Source organism: Marinobacter sp. SS13-12 (assembly GCF_030227115.1).
In the GTDB taxonomy this organism is placed as follows: domain Bacteria; phylum Pseudomonadota; class Gammaproteobacteria; order Pseudomonadales; family Oleiphilaceae; genus Marinobacter.
Genome location: NZ_JASSUA010000005.1, coordinates 130,397 through 149,256 on the forward strand (window position 1 = coordinate 130,397; position 18,860 = coordinate 149,256).

Consider the following 18,860-nt stretch of genomic DNA (forward strand, 5'->3'; position numbering starts at 1 on the left):
GGCCTTGAGCCTGACCGCATCGATGGTCATGGCCAACGAGAAAGAAATCCCAACGTTGCCAGACCAGATCGATATTCCAGAAGAGTACCTGGCGGCCGCCAAACGCGCGAAAGACCAAGCAATGAACTCCGAGGTTATGCGGTCTCGGGTGTCTGATGTGATGGAAGAGGTAAAAAGTGAACAGTGGCAAGCCCGCAAAAACGAATTTCTGAGTCTTTTGAGGGCCGATGCCGGACTGGATCCTGTCGAGTCTGACGACCCAGATAGCGAAGGACCAAGCTCTCGCCCACTGCTCTTTATTTCGAGCTCAATGCCCGAAATCACTCTCCGCAATTACGCCCGCGATCTTGAGAAGGTCGGCGGCGTGATGGTTATGCGGGGCATGATCGGGGGGCTTGAAAGAACACAACCCACGATGGAATTTATCTCCAAGGTGCTTCGCAGAAACCCCGCCTGTGAAGGCCCTCAATGCGTGATGCGCTCTCTCGATGTGGTGGTCGATCCCATCCAATTCAAAAACCACGGCATTACGAAAGTGCCAGCACTGCTTGTTGAACCCGAATTCGATTTTCAAAGCTACTGCGAGAAAGGGGCGACCCCTCCAGGCATGGGCGTTCCTGTGGTTTACGGCGACGCCAGTCTTCGAAGTCTGTTGGAGCATCTGACCATGATGGACGGTGGCACACCAGCCAAGCCACTGCTGGCCCGAATGGAGAATCAAAATGCTCAATGAAAAAGCGAAAAACGTCATTCTGACAGTAGTGGTCGGTATTCCACTCGCTATAGGCGTTTCCTACGCCTGGGATCACATCAACGTCACCACATCAGAATCCCTCGATCATCGCGTGTTCTGGCGCACTTCGGAGCGTCCAGGCCCCGGTGACTATGCGTCTTTCCTGCTGACCCACGAACTGGCCGGACCAGAGCCGGTTTTGATCAGTAAGAAATTGGCCTGCTGGGCTGGTCAGGAGATCTCTCAACAAGGCCGCGAATTCTTTTGCGACGGCGAGCCGTTGGGGCGAGCAAAAACAAAGACGCTCACGGGTAAGGCGCTGCCCCTATTTGCTTTTTCTGGACCAATTCCAGCCGGGAAAGCCTGGGCCTACGGCTCTCATCCGGACTCTTTCGACAGCCGTTATTGGGGCTTGGTGGACGTGTCTGCCGCGAAGCGCCTGAAAGCCATTTTCTGAGGAACCAATCATGAAACGTAATTTGGCGCTTTTGGCTCTCTGTCTAATCGGTTTCTCCGCAATGGCGGTTCAGCAACCGGACCAAGATACCCAGATCAAGGGGTACCACTGGTATGAAGAGCCGGTTAAGCCCTCTGAGTCTGAGGATCCAGAGAAAGCGGAGCGACAGCCGCTCCCACCGCCGCCATCGGCCTCGGAAATGATGGATATGCACCCCGATGATCTCAAAGCCATGCTTGAAAACTACTTGAAAGAAGCGGTCTGGCTCAGGACACCTGAAAGTGTGTTGTCCTATTACCGAATTCAGGACGTTGTTCGCCGCAAAGCAGCCGGTTTCACGGCCGTCTCGAACATGGTCATGTTGCAAAACCCGCAGCTCAATGGCGCATCGCAGTATCCAATCACCGCACCAGGTCGCAAAGCAGAACTGCAACAACGTGCGAGTAATCAATCGAAGTACCTCGGGAATTATCGAGGACAGTATGCGTTGGCACTGTTCTCAACCGAAGAGTGCCCTTATTGCTCTCCGCAACGGAACATTCTCAAACTTGTCTCTGACCGCACGGGCATTGAAACGACTGAGGTGAACATCAACAGGAACCCGTCCGCTCAAGCACGCTTTGACGTTCAAGTAACGCCGATGGTGATCCTAATTGAGAGGAACAGCGAGAGATGGATGCCAGTGGCTGTGGGTGTCGAGTCGGCGGCAAAAATTACTGCCAACGCCTATCGTGCGATCCGTTATTTACGCGGTGAGACGACGCCAGAACAGTTCCTGACGCCCGAATATCGTCAGGGTGGATTCTTTGACCCAGGCGCGCCAAAAGAAGGGGCATTATAATGAAAAAGCTTATTCTCCCAGGCCTTGTTTTGGCGCTTTGCGCGCCGCCCACAGCGATTGCTGATTGGACTGATGACTGGTTTGCATCGTCCACGTCCAGTGGCGCATCGAGCTACAAGAACCAGCAACGAGGCTTCTACTCTGCAGGGTCCTACTCTGCCCGATTCAACGTTTCAACGGACCCTCTTCTCACGATCTCTCCCCCCAGGGTCTCTGCAGGCTGCGGTGGTGTGGACGTGTTCCTTGGCGGGATGACGATGCTGGACCCGGATTACCTCGTCGATAAGCTCCAGAACATGATTGCGGCCGCTCCCGCAATAGCCTTCGACACTGCCATGAAGGTGATGAGCAAAGAGCTTTCCGAAACCATGAAGAGCTTCGAAAAAATCATCAACGATCTAAACGGCATTCAAATCAATGACTGTCAGTTTGCCAAAAAACTAGGTGAGCCAGTTGGTGATTTTATTGGCAATGCTGCCAGCAACAGACTACGAACACTGGATGCGAAGGTGGGAACCGCACTGGGCTCGGTAACAAGCTGGTACGAGACCACAGAAAATCAAACCGCTTCCAACCAGGAACCGACCGAAGATATAAAGCAGCTTACTGCAGACTGCCCAACCCAGTTTAAAAACATCTTCACAACCGGCTCACTACTACAGAACGCAGCCGACGAATTCGGGTTCGCCTATGTCGATACCATGCGTGGATTCGTGGGCGATGTAATGATTAACGCAACAGCCGCCGTCAAAGCACCGGTTATAGAGCCAATTAGCTCTTGCCCGAACAATGACGAATCCAGTGTCGATGATTTTGTAATTGGTAATGCAGAAAAGAAGGTGCAAACCGCCGGCGGACCTGTTTGCGAGAAAGATTCTGCTACACCGGGCGGTCTTCTCGCCCTGGTAAGCAACCAGATGAATGCCATTGCCACCAAAATCGAAACTAAAACGGCTTTGACGCCCGCCGAGCAAGCATTCCTGACCTCATCCCCCATTCCCATTCTGCCCATCATCGTTGATTCCATCGCCTTGGGCGATAAGGCCATGGCGATCGCTCTCACCGAGGAAGTCGTGGCCTACGCCTATGCCTTCTACATGGTTGACGATTTGTACAACACCATCGACAACATGATGCGGGAAATAGATGCGGTTATGAATAATACCGGCGCTACCGGACCGCAATGCGATCGAACGGTCTATGCCGAGGTATCCGATCATCTTACGGGTATCAAGAAGGACGCCTACCAATTCCGCATGGCGGCTCGAAATAGCTACCTGAAAAAGACCGAAGAACAGATGGCACACATTGCCTTTACAGCGGCTCAAGCAAAACGCCAGGAAGAAGTCCTGCGCCGGAACGCTGAGGACATTACCCAATGAAACGCATTCTCCCGCTTCTGGCTTTAATGTTCGCCGTTGCGTTGCCCAGCACAGCACTTGCGCTCGATATGGATTTCTACACCTACGATGGGTTCACTGAGACGGTAAACGCATTCAAGCGAATATCTTTGGTTTTCGCCAATAACCAGTACACCACCTTGTTTGCTGTTGCAGTGGTCCTGGGCTTGCTTCTTGGAGGCTTGTTCACGGTTGGTAAAGGAATCATTAACTTCCAGCAGTCGGCAACTGGCCTCAGCCTGGCATGGCTCATGACTACTCTGATCGGCGTCGCTGTCTTCAAGGCCTTGATCACACCAACCGGCACTGTCCACGTGTATGACCCTGTTCGCAACGCTTACGAGGCCGTTCCAGATGTTCCAGATCTGATCGTTCTGGTGGCCGGAATGACCAACAAAGCAGAGCGGGCCGTTCAGGAAATAGTCGATGCTTCCGCTGCGCATCCTTATGGTACAGAAGGGATGGGGGTAGGTTTCGAGCTCCTTCTCAACGCCACCACCGACAAAACGTTTTCGTCGGACTATTACCTTCAAAAGTCCATTCGTCAGTATTTCAAAGATTGCTCGAAGCTGGCGTTAGTTCTTCCCAGTTATGCCGTTGATCTGGCCGAAATCAAAAGCGGCACCGACAATCTTTTGAATCAGCTAGAAGATATGAAGTCCCCCGCCATGTTCACAACCATGTACGCCGCTGGCGCATACAAAGCCGGCACCGTCATGAGCTGTACCGATGCCTTTGACAACGTGTTACAACCAGCCCTAAATGCTGCTCCTACTTTCGATGAGCATCTTAATTCGGTCTGTACCAAAAGCGGCTTTGACGTTGCTGTTCCCGCCCAGAAAACCGCTTGTGAGACCAAGATTCAGAACATGAATCTTAATGTCTTCGGGGCGGCTGCAGCACCACCTACCCAGCTGCTACGCAACGTTGTGATAAGCAATGCGATCGCCAGCGTTATGCTCGATGAAAACCCCGATGCGGGGATCCGGGCACTTACGAATCGCTCGATGATGAACAACGGCCTGGGTATTGCGGTGAGCGCCAACGAATGGATGCCGAAAATTCGAGCCTCAGTGACAGCAATCGTATTGGGTCTGATTCCAATTCTGGCTTTGTTCATCGTCACCCCACTTTTCCCAATGGCCCTGAAACTGATCGTGGCACTGCTCGGATGGATCATGCTGTGGGGCGTTATGGATGTGATTCTTGCGCAGATCGCTGTGGACCAGGCTTACGATGCGGTAGACGAAATAAAACGCCACAACATGGGTCTTTCCGCGATATTTCTCGCACCAGAGAGCGCGACACAAGCCCTATCTCTGTTTGGGAAGGCCCGCGGCATGGGCATCACCATTTCCGCCTTTATTGCAGCAATGCTCTTCAAGATGTCGCCCTACGGACTTACCTCGCTGGCTGGCAATTGGTCCGGCCATGCCGATTCGGCTGGCGCTGATGCCGCCGCCAAAGGCCAATCGCCTGTCGAGAGCATGAACCATCTGAATGCCCTGGCTAGTGCTCGCGGATCTGCGAATCTGATGGCTGAAGCTGGATGGGACAATGTTTCTTCTGTCCGAGAACTAGATCAATCTCACCAACACTATCGAAGCGCTGAAGTAATGTCTCAGCTTCGAAGCATGGGTTACAACACCCCCACTGATGGCGGTAAAGGTTGGGGCGCCATAGATGGTGGAAAGATCTCCGGTGAGCTTGAAGGCACGGCAGAAGTTGCAGGCGGAAGCTCGCCGGGACAGTTAGCTCAACGTTCCTCAGACACAGCTAGACTCGGCACCCTCAACACGACAGGTTCTGCAGATGGAAGAGACGAAGCCGCTCAAAAGCGCGGGATGACAACGTACTCACAAGCTGTGATGGATACCACATACGGTGTGATGAATACAGGTTCGGAGCTTTCCACAATGGCAAGCATGGCCGACCGCATTCAGCAAAATCACGAAGGAATGAGCGATGGACAGGCGTGGATGGCTCTTTCCATAGCTAAGAACGCGGGGCTTTTAGGCCAACTTGGTGCTACCGATTGGCATCCAGTCCAAGTCGAAAAAATGGCGGAAATCACATCCTCCATGAATTACGCCCAGACAACCGGCGTCATGGAGTACATGAGGGATAACAACCTGTCAGTGGATGAAGTCTACGAATCTCTTGGCGCTATGCGCGCCGCAACCGCTCACGGCGATCATGCAGCTCTTCAACATATTACTCCCGAACAATTTGCTACCGCTCGTGGATTTGAAAACGCGAAACATATGGCGAATACCTCGGCTGAAATGGGCGCAAGAGCCGAAGTTGCTTCGGCAACAGGGCTTGATCTCAACGAACAAGTATCCCGCGAACGCTTGGCCAATCTTGGAACCTACTCTTTTACGCAAGATGAGATGCAGGAACTAGTGCAGAAAGGATGGTTTACTCAGGAGCAAGTAGACGCAAGCCCGAATGGAACCAGAGTGCAAATGTCTCTGGACTCCAACGGAAATGTCGTCCATAGCGGAGCACTTTCCGGCCACAGCGCGACTAGCAACAATTCAATTACCGAGGACAGCCGACAAACCAAAACAGATGCTAAAACCATTGATGTCGGCGAGAGAGTGGTGATCCCGAGCATTGGCAAACTGGCAATGAGCAAAGATCCCGAAGACACCAGACATCTGGCAGATGTCCTCAAAGAACTGAAGGGTGATGGTCAAGAAGGCGACCGATTTAATGTAATTGGCCAGTTAGCCCAAATGTTGAGCTCCGTGAATTCTAGTTCGATAAGTGGAGATTTTGGAATTGGAACCCGCGGAGAAGCAGGTGTATCAACCGGCGTGCTGGAAAACGTTGGCTTAACAGGCTCGCTTGTTGGGTATACCAATAAAGGTGTCCAAGAATCTGAAAGTGCAGACATGCAACGAGAGCGAATTTCTCGGATGGCCGAACAAACCTTTGACATTCTCAACGGAAAGGAAGTTCCGCCCGGCGAAGACACTTATATGGCCGCTGCAAAGCACGTCCAAAGCGAATTCCAGACATACTATGGCGAGGAAAAAGCTGAGGCCGATACTGCATTCAAGTTCCTCTCGGAACTTGATAACCCCGAGTCGCCATACCCCGAAAAGGATAACGGCGTTGATAGGCGGGGAAGAAAGCGATGAACCTGCTTCGCGTATCGCCTCTTCTGATTCTTGCGATGACAGCATCTACAGGCTTTGCTTCGCCAAACATCGAGCAATGTTTTTCGGAGGCGGCGGGACGCTATCAGGTCCCAACTCGTCTTTTAAAGGCAATCGCTCTGGTTGAAAGTAACAACCAGACCGACGCTATTAACGGCAACAATAGCGACGGTTCCAGAGATTATGGGTTGATGCAGATCAACTCCCAGCATTTAGAGCGGTTGCGCCCCTACCGCATAACCGCACCCGTTCTGGTTCGCGATCCTTGCGCCAATATTCATGTTGGCGCCTGGATCCTTGCCGAAAACCTCGTCACCACAAAAGGCAACCTGTGGGCCGCTGTCGGAGCCTACAACGCCGGATTCTCAACCAAACCAAAAGTACAGCGAGCTCGCCTGAATTATGTGGCGAAAGTCCGTAATGCACTTCAACGTATCGGAGAATAGAAAATGGAACCGGAAAAAAGCACGGAGCAGACCTTGATTGAGGCCTTTACGCAGCAGCAGCGGGCGTTCGCGGACGCAATAATGACCGAGACGCGAAAGACTCGCCGAAGTGCAAACTGGCGAACTTTCGCGTTCGTTCTAGTGGTTGTGTCTATCTTTGCCACCAATATGCTTTACAGCACCGGGATCGTTGGTGGTACCACCATCCCCAAAGACGGCAAATATGTTTCCCTCGTGCGCCTCGATGGACCTATCGAAGCAGGACAGGCCAATTCATTCCAACAAATCGAAAACCATCTCTACCAGGCATTTCACGACAAAGAGGCTAAAGGCGTTCTTCTGGTCATCAACTCACCCGGCGGTACGCCTGTCCAATCCCACAAACTCTACAAGTACCTGCTCGATCTAAAGGAAGAGACCGGTAAACATTTGGTAGTCCTGGGGGATGACATGCTGACTTCAGGCGCATACATGGTCGCAGTCGCAGCCGACAAGATCTTTGTGAATCCTTCCACACTCACCGGATCAATTGGTGTATTCCAGCAATCATTTGGCTTCAAAGATCTCGCCGACAAAGTAGGCGTTCATGCACGGACTATCGTTGCCGGAGAAAATAAACGCAGACTGGACCCTTTCCTTGACACCGATCCAGAAGATCTACAAAAGGTTCAATCGGTACTCAACGACATTCATCAACAGTTCATTGCTGTGGTGAAGGATTCTCGTGCAGACAAGCTAACCAGCGATCAAAATTTGTTTACAGGAGATTATTGGACGGGACACGAAGCTGTCGAGCTAGGATTAGTAGATGGTATCGAAACCTATCACGGAGTTCTTGAAAGCGAGTTCGGTGCTCAACATGCGTTGGACTACACCCAAAAACCGGGACTTTTTTCGAGGCTGCCAAGGGTTGCTGAGGCATGGCTGGAAGATGCCACGCTGAACATTCTCAACAGCGCTACTAACTCAATACCACGCCTTTAATCACCCTTGCCAGTTGCAGGCCTCACACAAGTGCGGCCTGACACGTCCGATTGCGTCACTATCGGTTCAATGTTTTTCCCATCGCCAGTGACCGAAAAGGGAATTATCGAATGGTCGTGACACCATAAATTGGCCGCTCGGGTCGCAAAGCGGACATTCAGATCAAAGGCCGAAGGGCTCGCTTTGAGTTATGTTGATTTGGAAGCCAACACACCAGCTGCGCCCAAGTAGAACGACGCGACGATCTTATTGGCCCATTTGCTCCCCCGCAAATGCTTGCCCAGCTTGGATGCTCCCACTATGTAGGTCGCGTATATGGAAAAAGAAATCGCCATTGCGACTGCCACCAATGCTACCGCTTGAGAGATATAAGTGCCGGAAGACTTGATGAATAGCGGGTAGATCATCAGACTCGCCAGCAGTGCTTTAGGATTTGTCAGTGAGACTGCCATTGCGCTTAGCATCATTTTGCTTACGGTCATTGTCTGAGAGGAAACGGTTACAATATTTACCCCGGACCTGAACGCCTTTATGGCGAGATACGTCAGATAAGCAACCCCACACCACTTCAGCAGTACCAGTGCGCTTGCATGGCGTTGTATCAGTACGCCCAATCCGGATAACACAAGTATCCCGTGGACGCAGGTTGCCAGCATAAAACCCACTGCGACTGCCAGCGACTTCCGTGCGCCATACTTAAGGGACTGTCCTACGGCAAATGCAGCGTTCGGCCCAGGCAGAGCCAGGATTGACGCGAAGGTTGTAGCGAAAGTGATTAAAAGTCCCCAATCCACTCAAAACCCTCCGCTTTTAACCCGTTGTATTGACCGTCGTGGAGCGACATTTGCGTCACGATAAATCCAGCTCATCAATCAAGTTCGCCAGTCGTCGACGCCCCTCTTTATCAAGGGTTTTGAGCGGCAGCGGTAAACACGGAGACTCGGCAATTCCCTGCAATTCCGCAGCAGCTGCGACAACCCGCAGGCTTCCTCCAGATTCGTTGAACAATTCCCATAAGGGCTGTAATCGTTTCGATAAACGTGTCGCTTCCTGCGCGTTCCCGGCCTGAGCTGCGCGGGTAATCGCAAGTGCTGCAGCGGGAAACACACCCCCGATTACTGAGTACCAGGCGTCACATCCGGCATTCAGACCAGTCGCGGCGAAGGCATCTCCGCTTACACCCAAAGTGACATTTGATGGAATGCGTGCTCGAAGCGCTTCAACCCGCGACCTTGCTTCAGTCGGGTCCTCAGGCACTCCGGGAATCTTAATTGACGCCACGTTCGGAAGAAGCGCGATTTGTCCGTGGAGCTCGTCGCTGAAATGAAACTGCGTAGTGCCCGGATTGTCGTAAACACAAAGCGGCACCGACAGCGCCTGCGTTACCGTTTCATAGAGGCCAAAAACTTCGTCAGGAAGCAGTTTCTGATAGGACATAGGCGCTAGCAGTACGCCGTTGACGCCAGCAACGTCTGCATCTTCAGCCAGTGTAAGTACATCGCGCGTACGCAGTGCACCAATACCGGCCATCACCGGAACATTCCCTGCGTGCTCTACAGCGAGCCTTACTACACGCGCACGCTCAGCCATGGTCAGATAGGCATAGTTCCCGGTGGAGCCCAACACGCCTATCGAATCGACGTTGGCAGTAACGAGCCGTTCGATTAATCGAACAAATGCCACCTCGTCCAAACCGCGCTCATTCATAGGGGTTAAAGGAAATGCGCTGAGGCCCGAAAACACAATGAATCCTCCGAAGTCGTGGAAAAGGCGGATGCCTTCCTCTTTGAATCAGCCTAGCAGAATGGAGGTCAATTAGTGCACATCCGCTAGTTCAAATGCGGCCTGCTGGAATGAACCCTACAAACCGGTGCTTTCTCTGATCCTGAAAAGAGGCGTTTGGTCCCCATCCGTTATGAACGTACGATCAAACGCCATCAAGCACTAAATGCACAATAAGCATCAGAATTCCAACAAAAGAAGCGGTGAACAGAAGCCCTCCCAGAATAAAGGGAAGCGGGCTACCGCTGTTGAAATCTTCCTGATAACGGTGACTTGATTGGACACCGATCGCCGCTCCAAGGATACTTTGTAGAAGCTTTAAAGGCCTGACGCCATTTCTTCGCTCATGATCTCTGCCAGTCATTGTATTGCCCCCGTAAATTTACTGTTTTCGACGAGTTTCAGTGCCGGATCTTCCACTGATTGGAGATGGAAACGGATAGTATTGGCCTCAGTCTTCAGGGACTCAGGGGCAACTGATACAGAAACCGGTAACTCGACCCTTTCTCCCGAACCCACGGATCCTGTGGCGGTGGAGCTCAGTTGCAATCCATCCAGACCTGACACACTCACGTTGTAGCTCTGGCTTTGTTGGCTTTTGTTGAGAACTTTCAGGACGTAACTGTTCTCAATCTGACCTTCCGCGTTGTATCGAAACAGACCACGATCCTTCGCAATATCGAGGGTGACCAGAGGTCTGGATAGAATGGTCAGGGATAATGCCGCGACCATGGTGAGCAGAGCGACGCCGTAACCGATCATTCTTGGCCTGAGGATACGCCGGCCACCACCCTCCAACTCTCTTTCACTGGTGTAACGAATCAGACCCAGGTCGTACCCCATCCGGTCCATGACAGAGTCGCAGGCATCGATACAGGCCGCACACCCTATGCACTCCATCTGCAGGCCATCGCGGATGTCGATACCGGTAGGGCACACCTGAACGCACATCTGGCAGTCGATACAGTCACCCAGCCCCTCCGACCGATGATCCGCCCCCCTCTTCCGGGCGCCTCTGGACTCGCCGCGGGCCGCGTCGTAAGTGATAACCAATGAGTCCCGGTCCAGCATTGATGACTGGAAACGTCCATAAGGACACATATGCAGGCACACTTTCTCCCGGAGCCAGCCCGCGTTTATGTATGTCGCAGCCGTGAAGAAAAAGACCCAGAAAAGAGCCATACTTCCTATGTCCATGGTAACCAGGTTGGGTACCAGTTCCCGAATGGGTGTGAAGTAACCAACGAACGTCACAGCTGTTACAAGGCTGATCATTAGCCAGAGGCTATGCTTCTGCACGCGTTTGAGAAACTTGGCGGAGCTCATGGGTGCCTGGTCAAGCTTGATGCGCTGGTTTCGGTCGCCCTCGGAGACTTTTTCTGCCCACATGAAAATCCACATCCATACACTCTGAGGACAGGTGTATCCGCACCAGACCCGTCCTGCCAACACGGTCAAAAAGAACAGCCCGAATGCGCATATGATCAGGATTGGGGACAGGACAACCAGATCCTGAGGCCAGAAGGTACTGCCAAATATGTGGAACTGTTTATCAGAAAGGTCCCATAACACGGCTTGGCGATCGCCCCAGCTCAGCCATGCCGTTCCGAAATACAGCGTAAAGAGAATTACTCCGCCAAGGATTCTTAGTTGCCTGAACGATCCCTTAAAACTACGAGTATGAATTTTATCCATTATCTGGGAGCGGCCAGAGCCGGTATCGATATTGCGAAGCGGTATATTCTGGCTCATCACTCACCTCCTCTGCGGCGAAAATGCGGCTCTGGCGTTGCTATGGAGCGCGCATAAATCATGTCGAAACCGGCCAGCCCTTTCAGGGCATCTTTCGCCGACTTGTCCTGACGAACCGCGAAGGAGGTAAATCCGCACTGGCGCATGGCGGCCAACTGGTCTCGAAGTACCTCCCCCACCGCACGCAAATCACCGCTAAAACCCATCCGCTCACGAAGCAGGAAGGCTTGCGAATAAGCGCGGCCATCACGAAAACTGTGAAACTGAAGGGCAATGAGCGGCAACGTCTCTATCCATTCCGCCAGTACTTCCGGATTATCCTCGGGATCAAGCAAGACAGCGGTTTGTACTTGCTGGCAATCGGCTGTTTTGCTTCGCTGAGGGTTCTCCAGCCAGGCTGCCAGTGGCAGTATCCGGTGGAGCTTCGTCTGGCTGCCTGATAAGTGTTTGCAGTTCTCCACGATTTCCCAAGGGTCGTCGTCGATTAACGTCGCCTGTCCATCAATGAGGCCAATCAGATTGATCATGAGCGGGCCTCCGGTTTTTTTGCGGAAGTGCCGTAGACACTTTCTTTGAATGGGGCGATGCCCAGCCTCTGCACCGCTTCGTTGAAGGGCTCGTCAACCTCGCGATAATCGAGATAGGTGGTCAGCAGGCGCTCGACAACACCAACCACCTCTTCACTGCGGAAGGAAGGGCCAATAATCTTACCAAGTGCGCTGCTGTTCCCTTTGGAGCCTCCGATGGTGACCTGGAAATACTCCTCCCCATTCCGGTCCACACCCAAAATGCCTATGTTTCCAATGTGATGATGCCCACACGCGTTCATACAGCCGGATATGTTGAGGCTGAGATCACCGAGGTCGTGTAGGTAGTCCAGATCGTTGAAGCGCTCCTGGAGTGCAGAAGCCAGAGGAATGGAGCGTGTGTTCGCCAGACTGCAATAGTCGCCACCCGGGCAGGCTATGATGTCTGTCAGAAGGCCGATGTTGGGCGTCGCCAGGTTCTGTTCTGTCAGAGCCTTCCAAAGCCGGTACAGATCCTTTTTCCGGATATCCGGTAACACCAGATTCTGCTCATGTGCAACTCGAAGCTCCCCAAAACCGAATGTCTCCGCTAGCCCCGCGGCTGCTCGCATCTGCTCCGCGGTAATGTCACCGGGCGCTGTGGTACCGCCGGACTTAGTGGACAGCACGACGCACATGTAACCCGCCACCTGGTGAGGTCTGGTGTTGTTTTCAAGCCAGCGGGCGAAGTCTTTATCACGGGCAAGCCACGCCCCCATGTCGGGGTCCAGTGCGTCCAGCCTTTCATAATATGGTGCAGAAAACGCACCGGCGACTCGCTGGTATTCCTTCTCCGTAAGCTGAGCACTGCTGTGGCGGACTTTTTCCCATTCTCTATCCACTTCATCCCTGAAGGCCTCCAGTCCCAGGGAACGGACCAGAATCTTGATGCGGGCTTTGTACTTGTTGTCTCTACGGCCATGCCGGTTATAGACCCTCAGAACAGCTTCGACGTAACTGAGCAAGTCCTTCCAGCACAGATCCTCACGGACAACCTGCCCAAGAATAGGGGTGCGACCCAGTCCGCCCCCAACAATCACTCTTAACCGCTGGCTACCCTGGGCGTCCAGATACAGATGCAACCCAATGTCGTGGGCCTTCGTTGCCGCCCGGTCCTGCTCGGCCGAAGCAATTGCAATCTTGAACTTACGGGGTAGAAACAGAAACTCCGGGTTGATGGTTGACCATTGCCTTAGTATTTCTGCCAGCGGACGAGGGTCCATCACTTCATCCCGCGCAACCCCGGCAAACGCGTCAGTGGAGATATTGCGCACACAGTTGCCGGATGTCTGGATCGCATGCATCTCATGGCTGGCCAACCATTCCAGGATATCCGGCACCCGTTCGAGTTCTACCCAGTTGAACTGGATATTCTGCCGCGTTGTAAGGTGCCCGTAGCCGCGGTCATAGCGTTCAGCGACGGTAGCAAGTGCCCGGAGTTGCTTGGAAGATAGGGTGCCGTAGGGAATTGCCACCCGGAGCATATAGGCGTGGCGTTGCAAATACACACCATTCTGAAGCCGCAGCGGCAGGAACTCTTCTTCTGTCAGCTCGCCGTTGAGCCGTCGTTTAACCTGGTCCCTGAATTGATCAACCCGAGCCTTAACCAGCTCACGGTCGTAATCATCATACTTGTACACTGTCTCTCACCCACAATGGTTCTATTTGGGGAAGAGGTTATCCAGTTCCTCTGGATCGGTGCAGGCTCAATTTTTTTAATTTTGATAGGGACAGATGGGTAATCAGGTTAGATTCAGTAACTCTGGCAGCTGATTCAGGGCGCGAATCCTTCGATCGTCCCATGGGTGGGAATAGCTTATCCTAAGGCAATTGGCGAATTCGCCAGATGCGGAAAAAAGCGGACCAGGCGTTATTACAACGCCGGCCTCAAGTGCCTTGCGGTAACACGCCAGCGTGTCAACGGTTGACGGCAGCTCCAGCCAGACCGCCAAGCCGCCCTGGGGCGCCGTCACTCTTACTGGCACCGGCCAGGCATGCAAGGAGGCCAGCAATCGATCGCGCTGTACTCTCAACAATTTCCGTTGCCGGCGCAGATGTGCAGACAGCTCCCCTTCTTTCATATACTCGGCCACGCCTTGCTGTAAATAACGGCTGCTCGCCAGCTGAGTCACCATCTTCAGATGCAGTATCCGTTGGTGCCAGCGCGCCCCCGAAATCCAGCCCAGGCGCAGGTCCCTGGACAACACTTTGGAAAACGAACTGCAGTGGATCACCCGGTCTGTCTCATCCAGGGCCTTGAGCGTGTCGGGTACCTGGTAAAATCCTGACTCGGCGTATATATCGTCTTCGATAACCGCCAGGTCGTGCTTTTCGGCCAATGCCATCAGGCGTTGGCAAGAGGCATTAGACATCAAGGCCCCGCCGGGCGTGGCGAACGCCGGTGATACGATGCAAGCCTGAATGTCCCAGCGCCCCAGCGCTTCTTCCAGGGCGTCAAGGTCCATTCCGGTTGACGTGGAGGTTGGTATTTCCAGGACCTGCAAATCAAGCTGTTCCAACAACTGCAATACGCCATAGAACCCGGGCGATTCCACCGCGACAATATCTCCAGGCCGGCAGCAGGCCATAAGCGCCAGAAACAGGGCATGTTGACAACCAGACGTTATGCACAACTCGTCCGGGCTAACCAGCCATCCTCTTTTGGCCAGCAGAAGCCCAAGCTGCTCCCGTAACGCAAGGTCGCCGGCAGGCTTATCGTAATATTGAAAGTCTGCACCACGCTGCCGCCGGAGTGCCCGCCCAATCGATCGGTTAAGGCTAACGATGCCAGGTGGTAAATCGCCGGCATGCAGTTCTGGTAAAAGGTCGAACGCGGCACTTCGGCCCATGATATCCAACAATAGATCACTGACGTTGACGGGACGTGGCGCCTCGATACGGGAGGTCATCCTGGGCGGTTCAGTGGTTTTAGGTACCAGGGTAACGAAATGGCCTGCCTTTGGCCGGACTTCCAGCAGTCCCTGTGCCTCCAGTCGCTGCAGGGCATGCTGAACAGTCGCCTTGGACAGCCCCTGCTGCGTGCAGATCTCACGGATGGATGGCAAGCGATCACCGAGCTTCCAGCGCCCATCAATGATGCCCTGCAGCAACCATTGTTCCAGTTGCTGGTAGCGGTAAGTTTCTTCGCCCAACAAAACTCTCCCACAGCACTCGGTTCGTGTCTGTTGCAAACAACTTCAAGGCATAGTGTCGCAATGCCACTCGTCTGGTTGAAGTCAGGGAAAACTTAGATCACGGTTTAGCTTTCACCAGATGATCTACTAAGTGACGAGCTACCACAGGAAGATCCTCGTAACTGCGCATACCAATGACAAGCTCGCGATGTGCCCATTCGTCCGCCAATGGGATCAAGTGCAGGCGGAGGCCACGTAAATCCCGATAGAGGGTTCGTTCTGGGAGAATTCCGATACCCATACCATAGTGAATCATCCGGCATATCGCATCGAAACTACGGACTTGGATGCGCATTCTCAGAGGTCTACCGGTTTGATTAGCTTGAATATGAATCAGTGAATGAAGAGATGTATCCTGCTGGAGACCAATGAAATCATATTCAATAGCTTCGTGAAGAAACACCTGATCTTGACCTGACAACGGATGATTTTCGGGAGTGACTAACATCAACTGGTCACGCTTATAGGGAATTATCTCCAGGTCGCTTGAATCCACGTGCTTAGCGAAAATTCCGATATCGGTGAGGCCATCTCGAACGGCTGTAACAGCTTCTGTACTCGTTCGTTCCTGTAGATCGATTTTTGTCTGCGAATACTCACGAGTAAAGGTGCTCAAATCTTCGGGTAAATATGCAATGACGGCAGAAGTGTTTGAGTGGATACGTACGTGCCCACGAACACCTTCTTCATATTCATTGAGTTCAGCGTCCAGACGAGCAACATTTTCGAGAATGCACCGAGCGTGATGAAGCAGTGAGTGGCCCTCAGGAGTGAGTTCAACACCTCGCGACTTTCGGTAGAGTAGTTTTGCACCAACCAATGACTCTAAGTCACTGACTCGCTTGCTTACAGCGGCCAGCGCTAAATGCTCTCTGTCGGCAGGTGCAGTCAGTCTCCCTTCTTCAGCAATAGTGACAAAAAGCCTCAAAGTGACGAAATCAAAACGTCGCATATTTTCGTGGCTCCGTAGCAACAACGATATATGCATTCTATAACGCGCTGGCTATAACATAGTAGCGGTAAAGTGGAAGGCCAGATTTTCACGGATGTATTGCTAAAGGCAAATGTTCGCTTTTGTTTAGCTGAGGCCCTTGGGTAGCCTTGGTCGCAAAGCGAACGTTCAGATTTTGGGATAACGCCCTGGTTTAGCAACATCTATGGAGCGCAGTGAAATGGGAATCCGGTGAAGATGCTAGCGTCCTACAACAATTTGTTTAATTTCCAACCTAGCGAGCCTGTGAGTTTTGCTTGATGAATAGTGCGAAAGCTTCCACTGCTGCATTAGTGTATGGCTCAATTTTAAACATCTGAATCAGAGAACCAGACTGCATGCGTTGAACCGATGTTTCCGTTATCCGAACCATCAAGCAATCACAAACTGCGGCAAGCGAGCCATTGGCAATAACCTGTGAGGCGTCATTTTCAGCGAGAGCCAACTGAAAGGAAGGGACGGATTGCTCTGAAAAAATCATCATTGACCCTCTAATTTCCTGCAACTTCCCCTCAATGTTTCGTGTTGGCATCACCAGTGTGTCGACCTCATCATGAGAGATTCGGCCGTTTTGCAAATCAGTCAGAACGTCGGAGATACCTCCCGTGAATAGCTGATAACCATCGCTTTCAAGACTGTTCAAGACTGCGCCGAGAAGCTCTGAATGCCTCTCTTCCATAGCACCTTGACGCTCGATTACCTTTCGTTTTTCTTCAACTAATGACTTTAACTCATTTGATTTATTTTGGTAGTACGTTAGGTAACTGCCACTATCCTGATCCAAGGCACCAAGAAGACGTTTAAAATCGACTGTTGAATAACCTTTATATTTATCTCCAGAGGCTTTCTGAGATAAGTCGTCATAATCCTTAGTGATATCAAACAGCGAGCTTCTGTCAATATCAATAGTGCCGTCACTAGCGATTCCCCTACTTTGGATGCTGTTTTTTATTAAGTTGAAATAGCTCGGTAAAAACGACGCGCCATCACAAATGGTCTCATCAACCAACGCGGACGATTTTTCACATTTCTCGTGAACAGAGTTACTTTTCAATATATTGAGCGCCTTCTGAGCGGTCGATAGATTCAAGGCATTTAAGGCAGATTTCGCAGCATCACTCAGCGGAGGGGCAAATGTTGACAATCTTGAATTCAACTGTTGTATCTCCATTACTGGTTCGTAGCAAGACCAGCTCCTGCCAACAGTAAACTGGTTCTGATTCGAGCGATTGGTCAGAGAGCAATCGGAACGAACAAGTTCAAGTAACTCCATGTACTCCTTAACGGCAGTCGAACATGCATCTGTGGAGCAGCTTCTCTGAAGATAAACTGCCTGGTTTGAGGGCTCATAAGGATTTAACTTGCCGCTTTCCAGACCCTCTTTCATCTCCTTCAGTTCCGTGAGTTTTGGTAGATAAGACTCAAAGCTCTCTAGAAACTTAACGCCTTCTTTTTTTCCTGACTGGCGAAGTGCATCTTTGCATGCATCGAGAGTATGTTTGCCGTAACAGGTCATATGGATAGCGCCCAAATTCATTGCACCTTGACGCAATTCCGAAGGCGCACTTGGTCCTTGCATATAAGCCATGTATTCGTTCAAAGTACGCATGGAAATAGGTTCTGCAATAACGCTTGACGTAAAAAAGTAAAATAATGCGATAAAGATAAATTTTTTAATAAACATTTAAAACCTACACGCCATGTGACTAGTTAAATTATAGATCATCGTTACTTCGATTCAGGCTGATCGTGAGGTTTTCGCAGTGTCTGTTTTAGCAACTGTTGTTGTAGTAGTAAGTTTGACGCTTCAGTATTGAAGTTTATTCTATGAAGATAAGACATGGCCACTGTCACGGAGAAGAAGAAAAGATTTGTTAATACGGCAGCTGCCAAAATAATTGAGGTCATTTCCGTTGATAGATATCGATAATCAATGCTCACTAAATTAATCAAAGTGCCTAGTGCAACAAAGCCGGAAAACCATCCCAGCACGGTAACCACTAAAGGTGTTTCATAAGTGGGAAGAGAAAATCCTAATCCAGACTGGGAATTTTTTATTTCCCTTTGTTCTGGGGATTTACCTAATGAAGTAACCGCTTCACTCGAGGTGTATGATGTACTTAGCTGAACCGGAGGTTTTAATATCTGGCCTTCGTAGGAAGGAGCCGCATCGCCACCGACATCGATAGATAGTTCAGACTGTCCAGGATGTGCGTTAATATCATCGTCTGACACTGGTTCTCCTTCAACAATCACCCAATTATTACCAGTCAAAACATTCGTGGAAACGAGGCGCTCCTGAGACTCTATGATACCGCTCGCTATTTCCCTGGCAGTAGGTAAAGACTTTGCTTTGACGCCCAAGGCATATAGCTGAGGCCTATCTGGCGATGACAAGACGAATCGGTAAGTCGCCATAGAAACTCCACGTTGCAAATGTAAAATGAATGTTGATTATGAGAGACTTTAGTCGTTTATTGGCGAGAATGCCGCTTTCGTGATGCGAGCCAGCTCCAGGTGCTTCTGGAACCCCAATGAGTGGTTCAG

General features: G+C 51.6%; 17 protein-coding genes. 7 read left to right on the top strand and 10 right to left on the bottom strand.

Annotation, left to right across the window (positions count from 1 at the left end):
* The first annotated feature begins 4 nt into the window (after positions 1-4).
* Genes QPL94_RS20125 through QPL94_RS20155 form a run of 7 tightly spaced genes read left to right on the top strand, consistent with a single transcriptional unit; the run spans position 5 to position 8,028 of the window.
* A complete protein-coding gene (locus QPL94_RS20125; protein ID WP_285359672.1) occupies positions 5-733 on the top strand; it encodes a type-F conjugative transfer system pilin assembly protein TrbC in 729 nt (242 codons plus the stop codon).
* On the top strand, positions 723-1,190 hold the full coding sequence (locus tag QPL94_RS20130; RefSeq protein WP_285359673.1) for a S26 family signal peptidase: 468 nt from the start codon (positions 723-725) through the stop codon (positions 1,188-1,190). The genes QPL94_RS20125 and QPL94_RS20130 overlap by 11 nt, the downstream gene beginning before the upstream one ends.
* Before the next feature lie 10 nt (positions 1,191-1,200).
* Positions 1,201-2,031 carry a conjugal transfer protein TraF gene (locus QPL94_RS20135; protein WP_285359674.1) on the top strand — a complete coding sequence of 277 codons (831 nt, stop codon included), beginning with the start codon at positions 1,201-1,203 and terminating at the stop codon, positions 2,029-2,031.
* Positions 2,031-3,413 carry a conjugal transfer protein TraH gene (locus QPL94_RS20140; protein WP_285359675.1) on the top strand — a complete coding sequence of 461 codons (1,383 nt, stop codon included), beginning with the start codon at positions 2,031-2,033 and terminating at the stop codon, positions 3,411-3,413. Before QPL94_RS20135 ends, QPL94_RS20140 begins: the two co-directional genes overlap by 1 nt.
* Positions 3,410-6,580: a conjugal transfer protein TraG N-terminal domain-containing protein gene (locus QPL94_RS20145; RefSeq protein WP_285359676.1), complete on the top strand. Its 3,171-nt coding sequence runs from the start codon at positions 3,410-3,412 to the stop codon at positions 6,578-6,580. The genes QPL94_RS20140 and QPL94_RS20145 overlap by 4 nt, the downstream gene beginning before the upstream one ends.
* Positions 6,577-7,044, top strand: a complete 468-nt coding sequence (locus QPL94_RS20150; protein WP_285359677.1) for a lytic transglycosylase domain-containing protein — start codon at positions 6,577-6,579, stop codon at positions 7,042-7,044. The genes QPL94_RS20145 and QPL94_RS20150 overlap by 4 nt, the downstream gene beginning before the upstream one ends.
* A 3-nt stretch (positions 7,045-7,047) precedes the next feature.
* Positions 7,048-8,028, top strand: coding sequence for a S49 family peptidase (locus tag QPL94_RS20155; protein WP_285359678.1), 981 nt, complete (start codon positions 7,048-7,050; stop codon positions 8,026-8,028).
* Positions 8,029-8,216: 188 nt separating this feature from the next.
* On the opposite strand, the gene QPL94_RS20160 is transcribed toward QPL94_RS20155, so the two are convergent.
* The 10 genes from QPL94_RS20160 to QPL94_RS20205 all read right to left on the bottom strand — a co-directional run bounded on the left by QPL94_RS20160 (position 8,217) and on the right by QPL94_RS20205 (position 18,731).
* A complete protein-coding gene (locus QPL94_RS20160) occupies positions 8,217-8,822 on the bottom strand; it encodes a LysE family translocator (RefSeq protein WP_285359679.1) in 606 nt (201 codons plus the stop codon).
* Between the two features lie 55 nt (positions 8,823-8,877).
* Positions 8,878-9,771 carry a dihydrodipicolinate synthase family protein gene (locus QPL94_RS20165; RefSeq protein ID WP_285359680.1) on the bottom strand — a complete coding sequence of 298 codons (894 nt, stop codon included), beginning with the start codon at positions 9,769-9,771 and terminating at the stop codon, positions 8,878-8,880.
* Between the two features lie 184 nt (positions 9,772-9,955).
* Positions 9,956-10,174 carry a DUF2970 domain-containing protein gene (locus QPL94_RS20170; RefSeq protein WP_285359681.1) on the bottom strand — a complete coding sequence of 73 codons (219 nt, stop codon included), beginning with the start codon at positions 10,172-10,174 and terminating at the stop codon, positions 9,956-9,958.
* A complete protein-coding gene (ccoG, locus tag QPL94_RS20175) occupies positions 10,171-11,562 on the bottom strand; it encodes a cytochrome c oxidase accessory protein CcoG (RefSeq protein ID WP_285359682.1) in 1,392 nt (463 codons plus the stop codon). Before ccoG ends, QPL94_RS20170 begins: the two co-directional genes overlap by 4 nt.
* Positions 11,562-12,089: a DUF934 domain-containing protein gene (locus QPL94_RS20180; protein WP_285359683.1), complete on the bottom strand. Its 528-nt coding sequence runs from the start codon at positions 12,087-12,089 to the stop codon at positions 11,562-11,564. The genes ccoG and QPL94_RS20180 overlap by 1 nt, the downstream gene beginning before the upstream one ends.
* Positions 12,086-13,768, bottom strand: coding sequence for a nitrite/sulfite reductase (locus tag QPL94_RS20185; RefSeq protein WP_285359684.1), 1,683 nt, complete (start codon positions 13,766-13,768; stop codon positions 12,086-12,088). The genes QPL94_RS20180 and QPL94_RS20185 overlap by 4 nt, the downstream gene beginning before the upstream one ends.
* 102 nt (positions 13,769-13,870) lie before the next feature.
* Positions 13,871-15,280, bottom strand: a complete 1,410-nt coding sequence (locus tag QPL94_RS20190) for an aminotransferase-like domain-containing protein (protein ID WP_285359685.1) — start codon at positions 15,278-15,280, stop codon at positions 13,871-13,873.
* Between the two features lie 100 nt (positions 15,281-15,380).
* Positions 15,381-16,274 (bottom strand): LysR family transcriptional regulator, encoded by an 894-nt coding sequence (locus QPL94_RS20195; protein WP_285359686.1) that lies wholly within the window; start codon positions 16,272-16,274, stop codon positions 15,381-15,383.
* Positions 16,275-16,548: 274 nt separating this feature from the next.
* Positions 16,549-17,997, bottom strand: a complete 1,449-nt coding sequence (locus QPL94_RS20200; RefSeq protein ID WP_285359687.1) for a hypothetical protein — start codon at positions 17,995-17,997, stop codon at positions 16,549-16,551.
* Positions 17,998-18,041: 44 nt separating this feature from the next.
* On the bottom strand, positions 18,042-18,731 hold the full coding sequence (locus QPL94_RS20205; protein WP_285359688.1) for a hypothetical protein: 690 nt from the start codon (positions 18,729-18,731) through the stop codon (positions 18,042-18,044).
* Positions 18,732-18,860 lie beyond the last annotated feature (129 nt).

Excerpts from the sequence above, each read along its gene's own strand:
- QPL94_RS20130 (WP_285359673.1), top strand. The coding sequence starts at position 723 with ATGCTCAATGAAAAAGCGAAAAACGTCATTCTGACAGTAGTGGTCGGT.
- QPL94_RS20155 (WP_285359678.1), top strand. The coding sequence starts at position 7,048 with ATGGAACCGGAAAAAAGCACGGAGCAGACCTTGATTGAGGCCTTTACG.
- QPL94_RS20170 (WP_285359681.1), bottom strand. The coding sequence starts at position 10,174 with ATGACTGGCAGAGATCATGAGCGAAGAAATGGCGTCAGGCCTTTAAAG.
- QPL94_RS20135 (WP_285359674.1), top strand. The coding sequence starts at position 1,201 with ATGAAACGTAATTTGGCGCTTTTGGCTCTCTGTCTAATCGGTTTCTCC.
- QPL94_RS20200 (WP_285359687.1), bottom strand. The coding sequence starts at position 17,997 with ATGTTTATTAAAAAATTTATCTTTATCGCATTATTTTACTTTTTTACG.
- QPL94_RS20150 (WP_285359677.1), top strand. The coding sequence starts at position 6,577 with ATGAACCTGCTTCGCGTATCGCCTCTTCTGATTCTTGCGATGACAGCA.
- QPL94_RS20205 (WP_285359688.1), bottom strand. The coding sequence starts at position 18,731 with ATGGCGACTTACCGATTCGTCTTGTCATCGCCAGATAGGCCTCAGCTA.
- QPL94_RS20140 (WP_285359675.1), top strand. The coding sequence starts at position 2,031 with ATGAAAAAGCTTATTCTCCCAGGCCTTGTTTTGGCGCTTTGCGCGCCG.
- QPL94_RS20180 (WP_285359683.1), bottom strand. The coding sequence starts at position 12,089 with ATGATCAATCTGATTGGCCTCATTGATGGACAGGCGACGTTAATCGAC.
- QPL94_RS20195 (WP_285359686.1), bottom strand. The coding sequence starts at position 16,274 with ATGCGACGTTTTGATTTCGTCACTTTGAGGCTTTTTGTCACTATTGCT.
- ccoG (WP_285359682.1), bottom strand. The coding sequence starts at position 11,562 with ATGAGCCAGAATATACCGCTTCGCAATATCGATACCGGCTCTGGCCGC.
- QPL94_RS20145 (WP_285359676.1), top strand. The coding sequence starts at position 3,410 with ATGAAACGCATTCTCCCGCTTCTGGCTTTAATGTTCGCCGTTGCGTTG.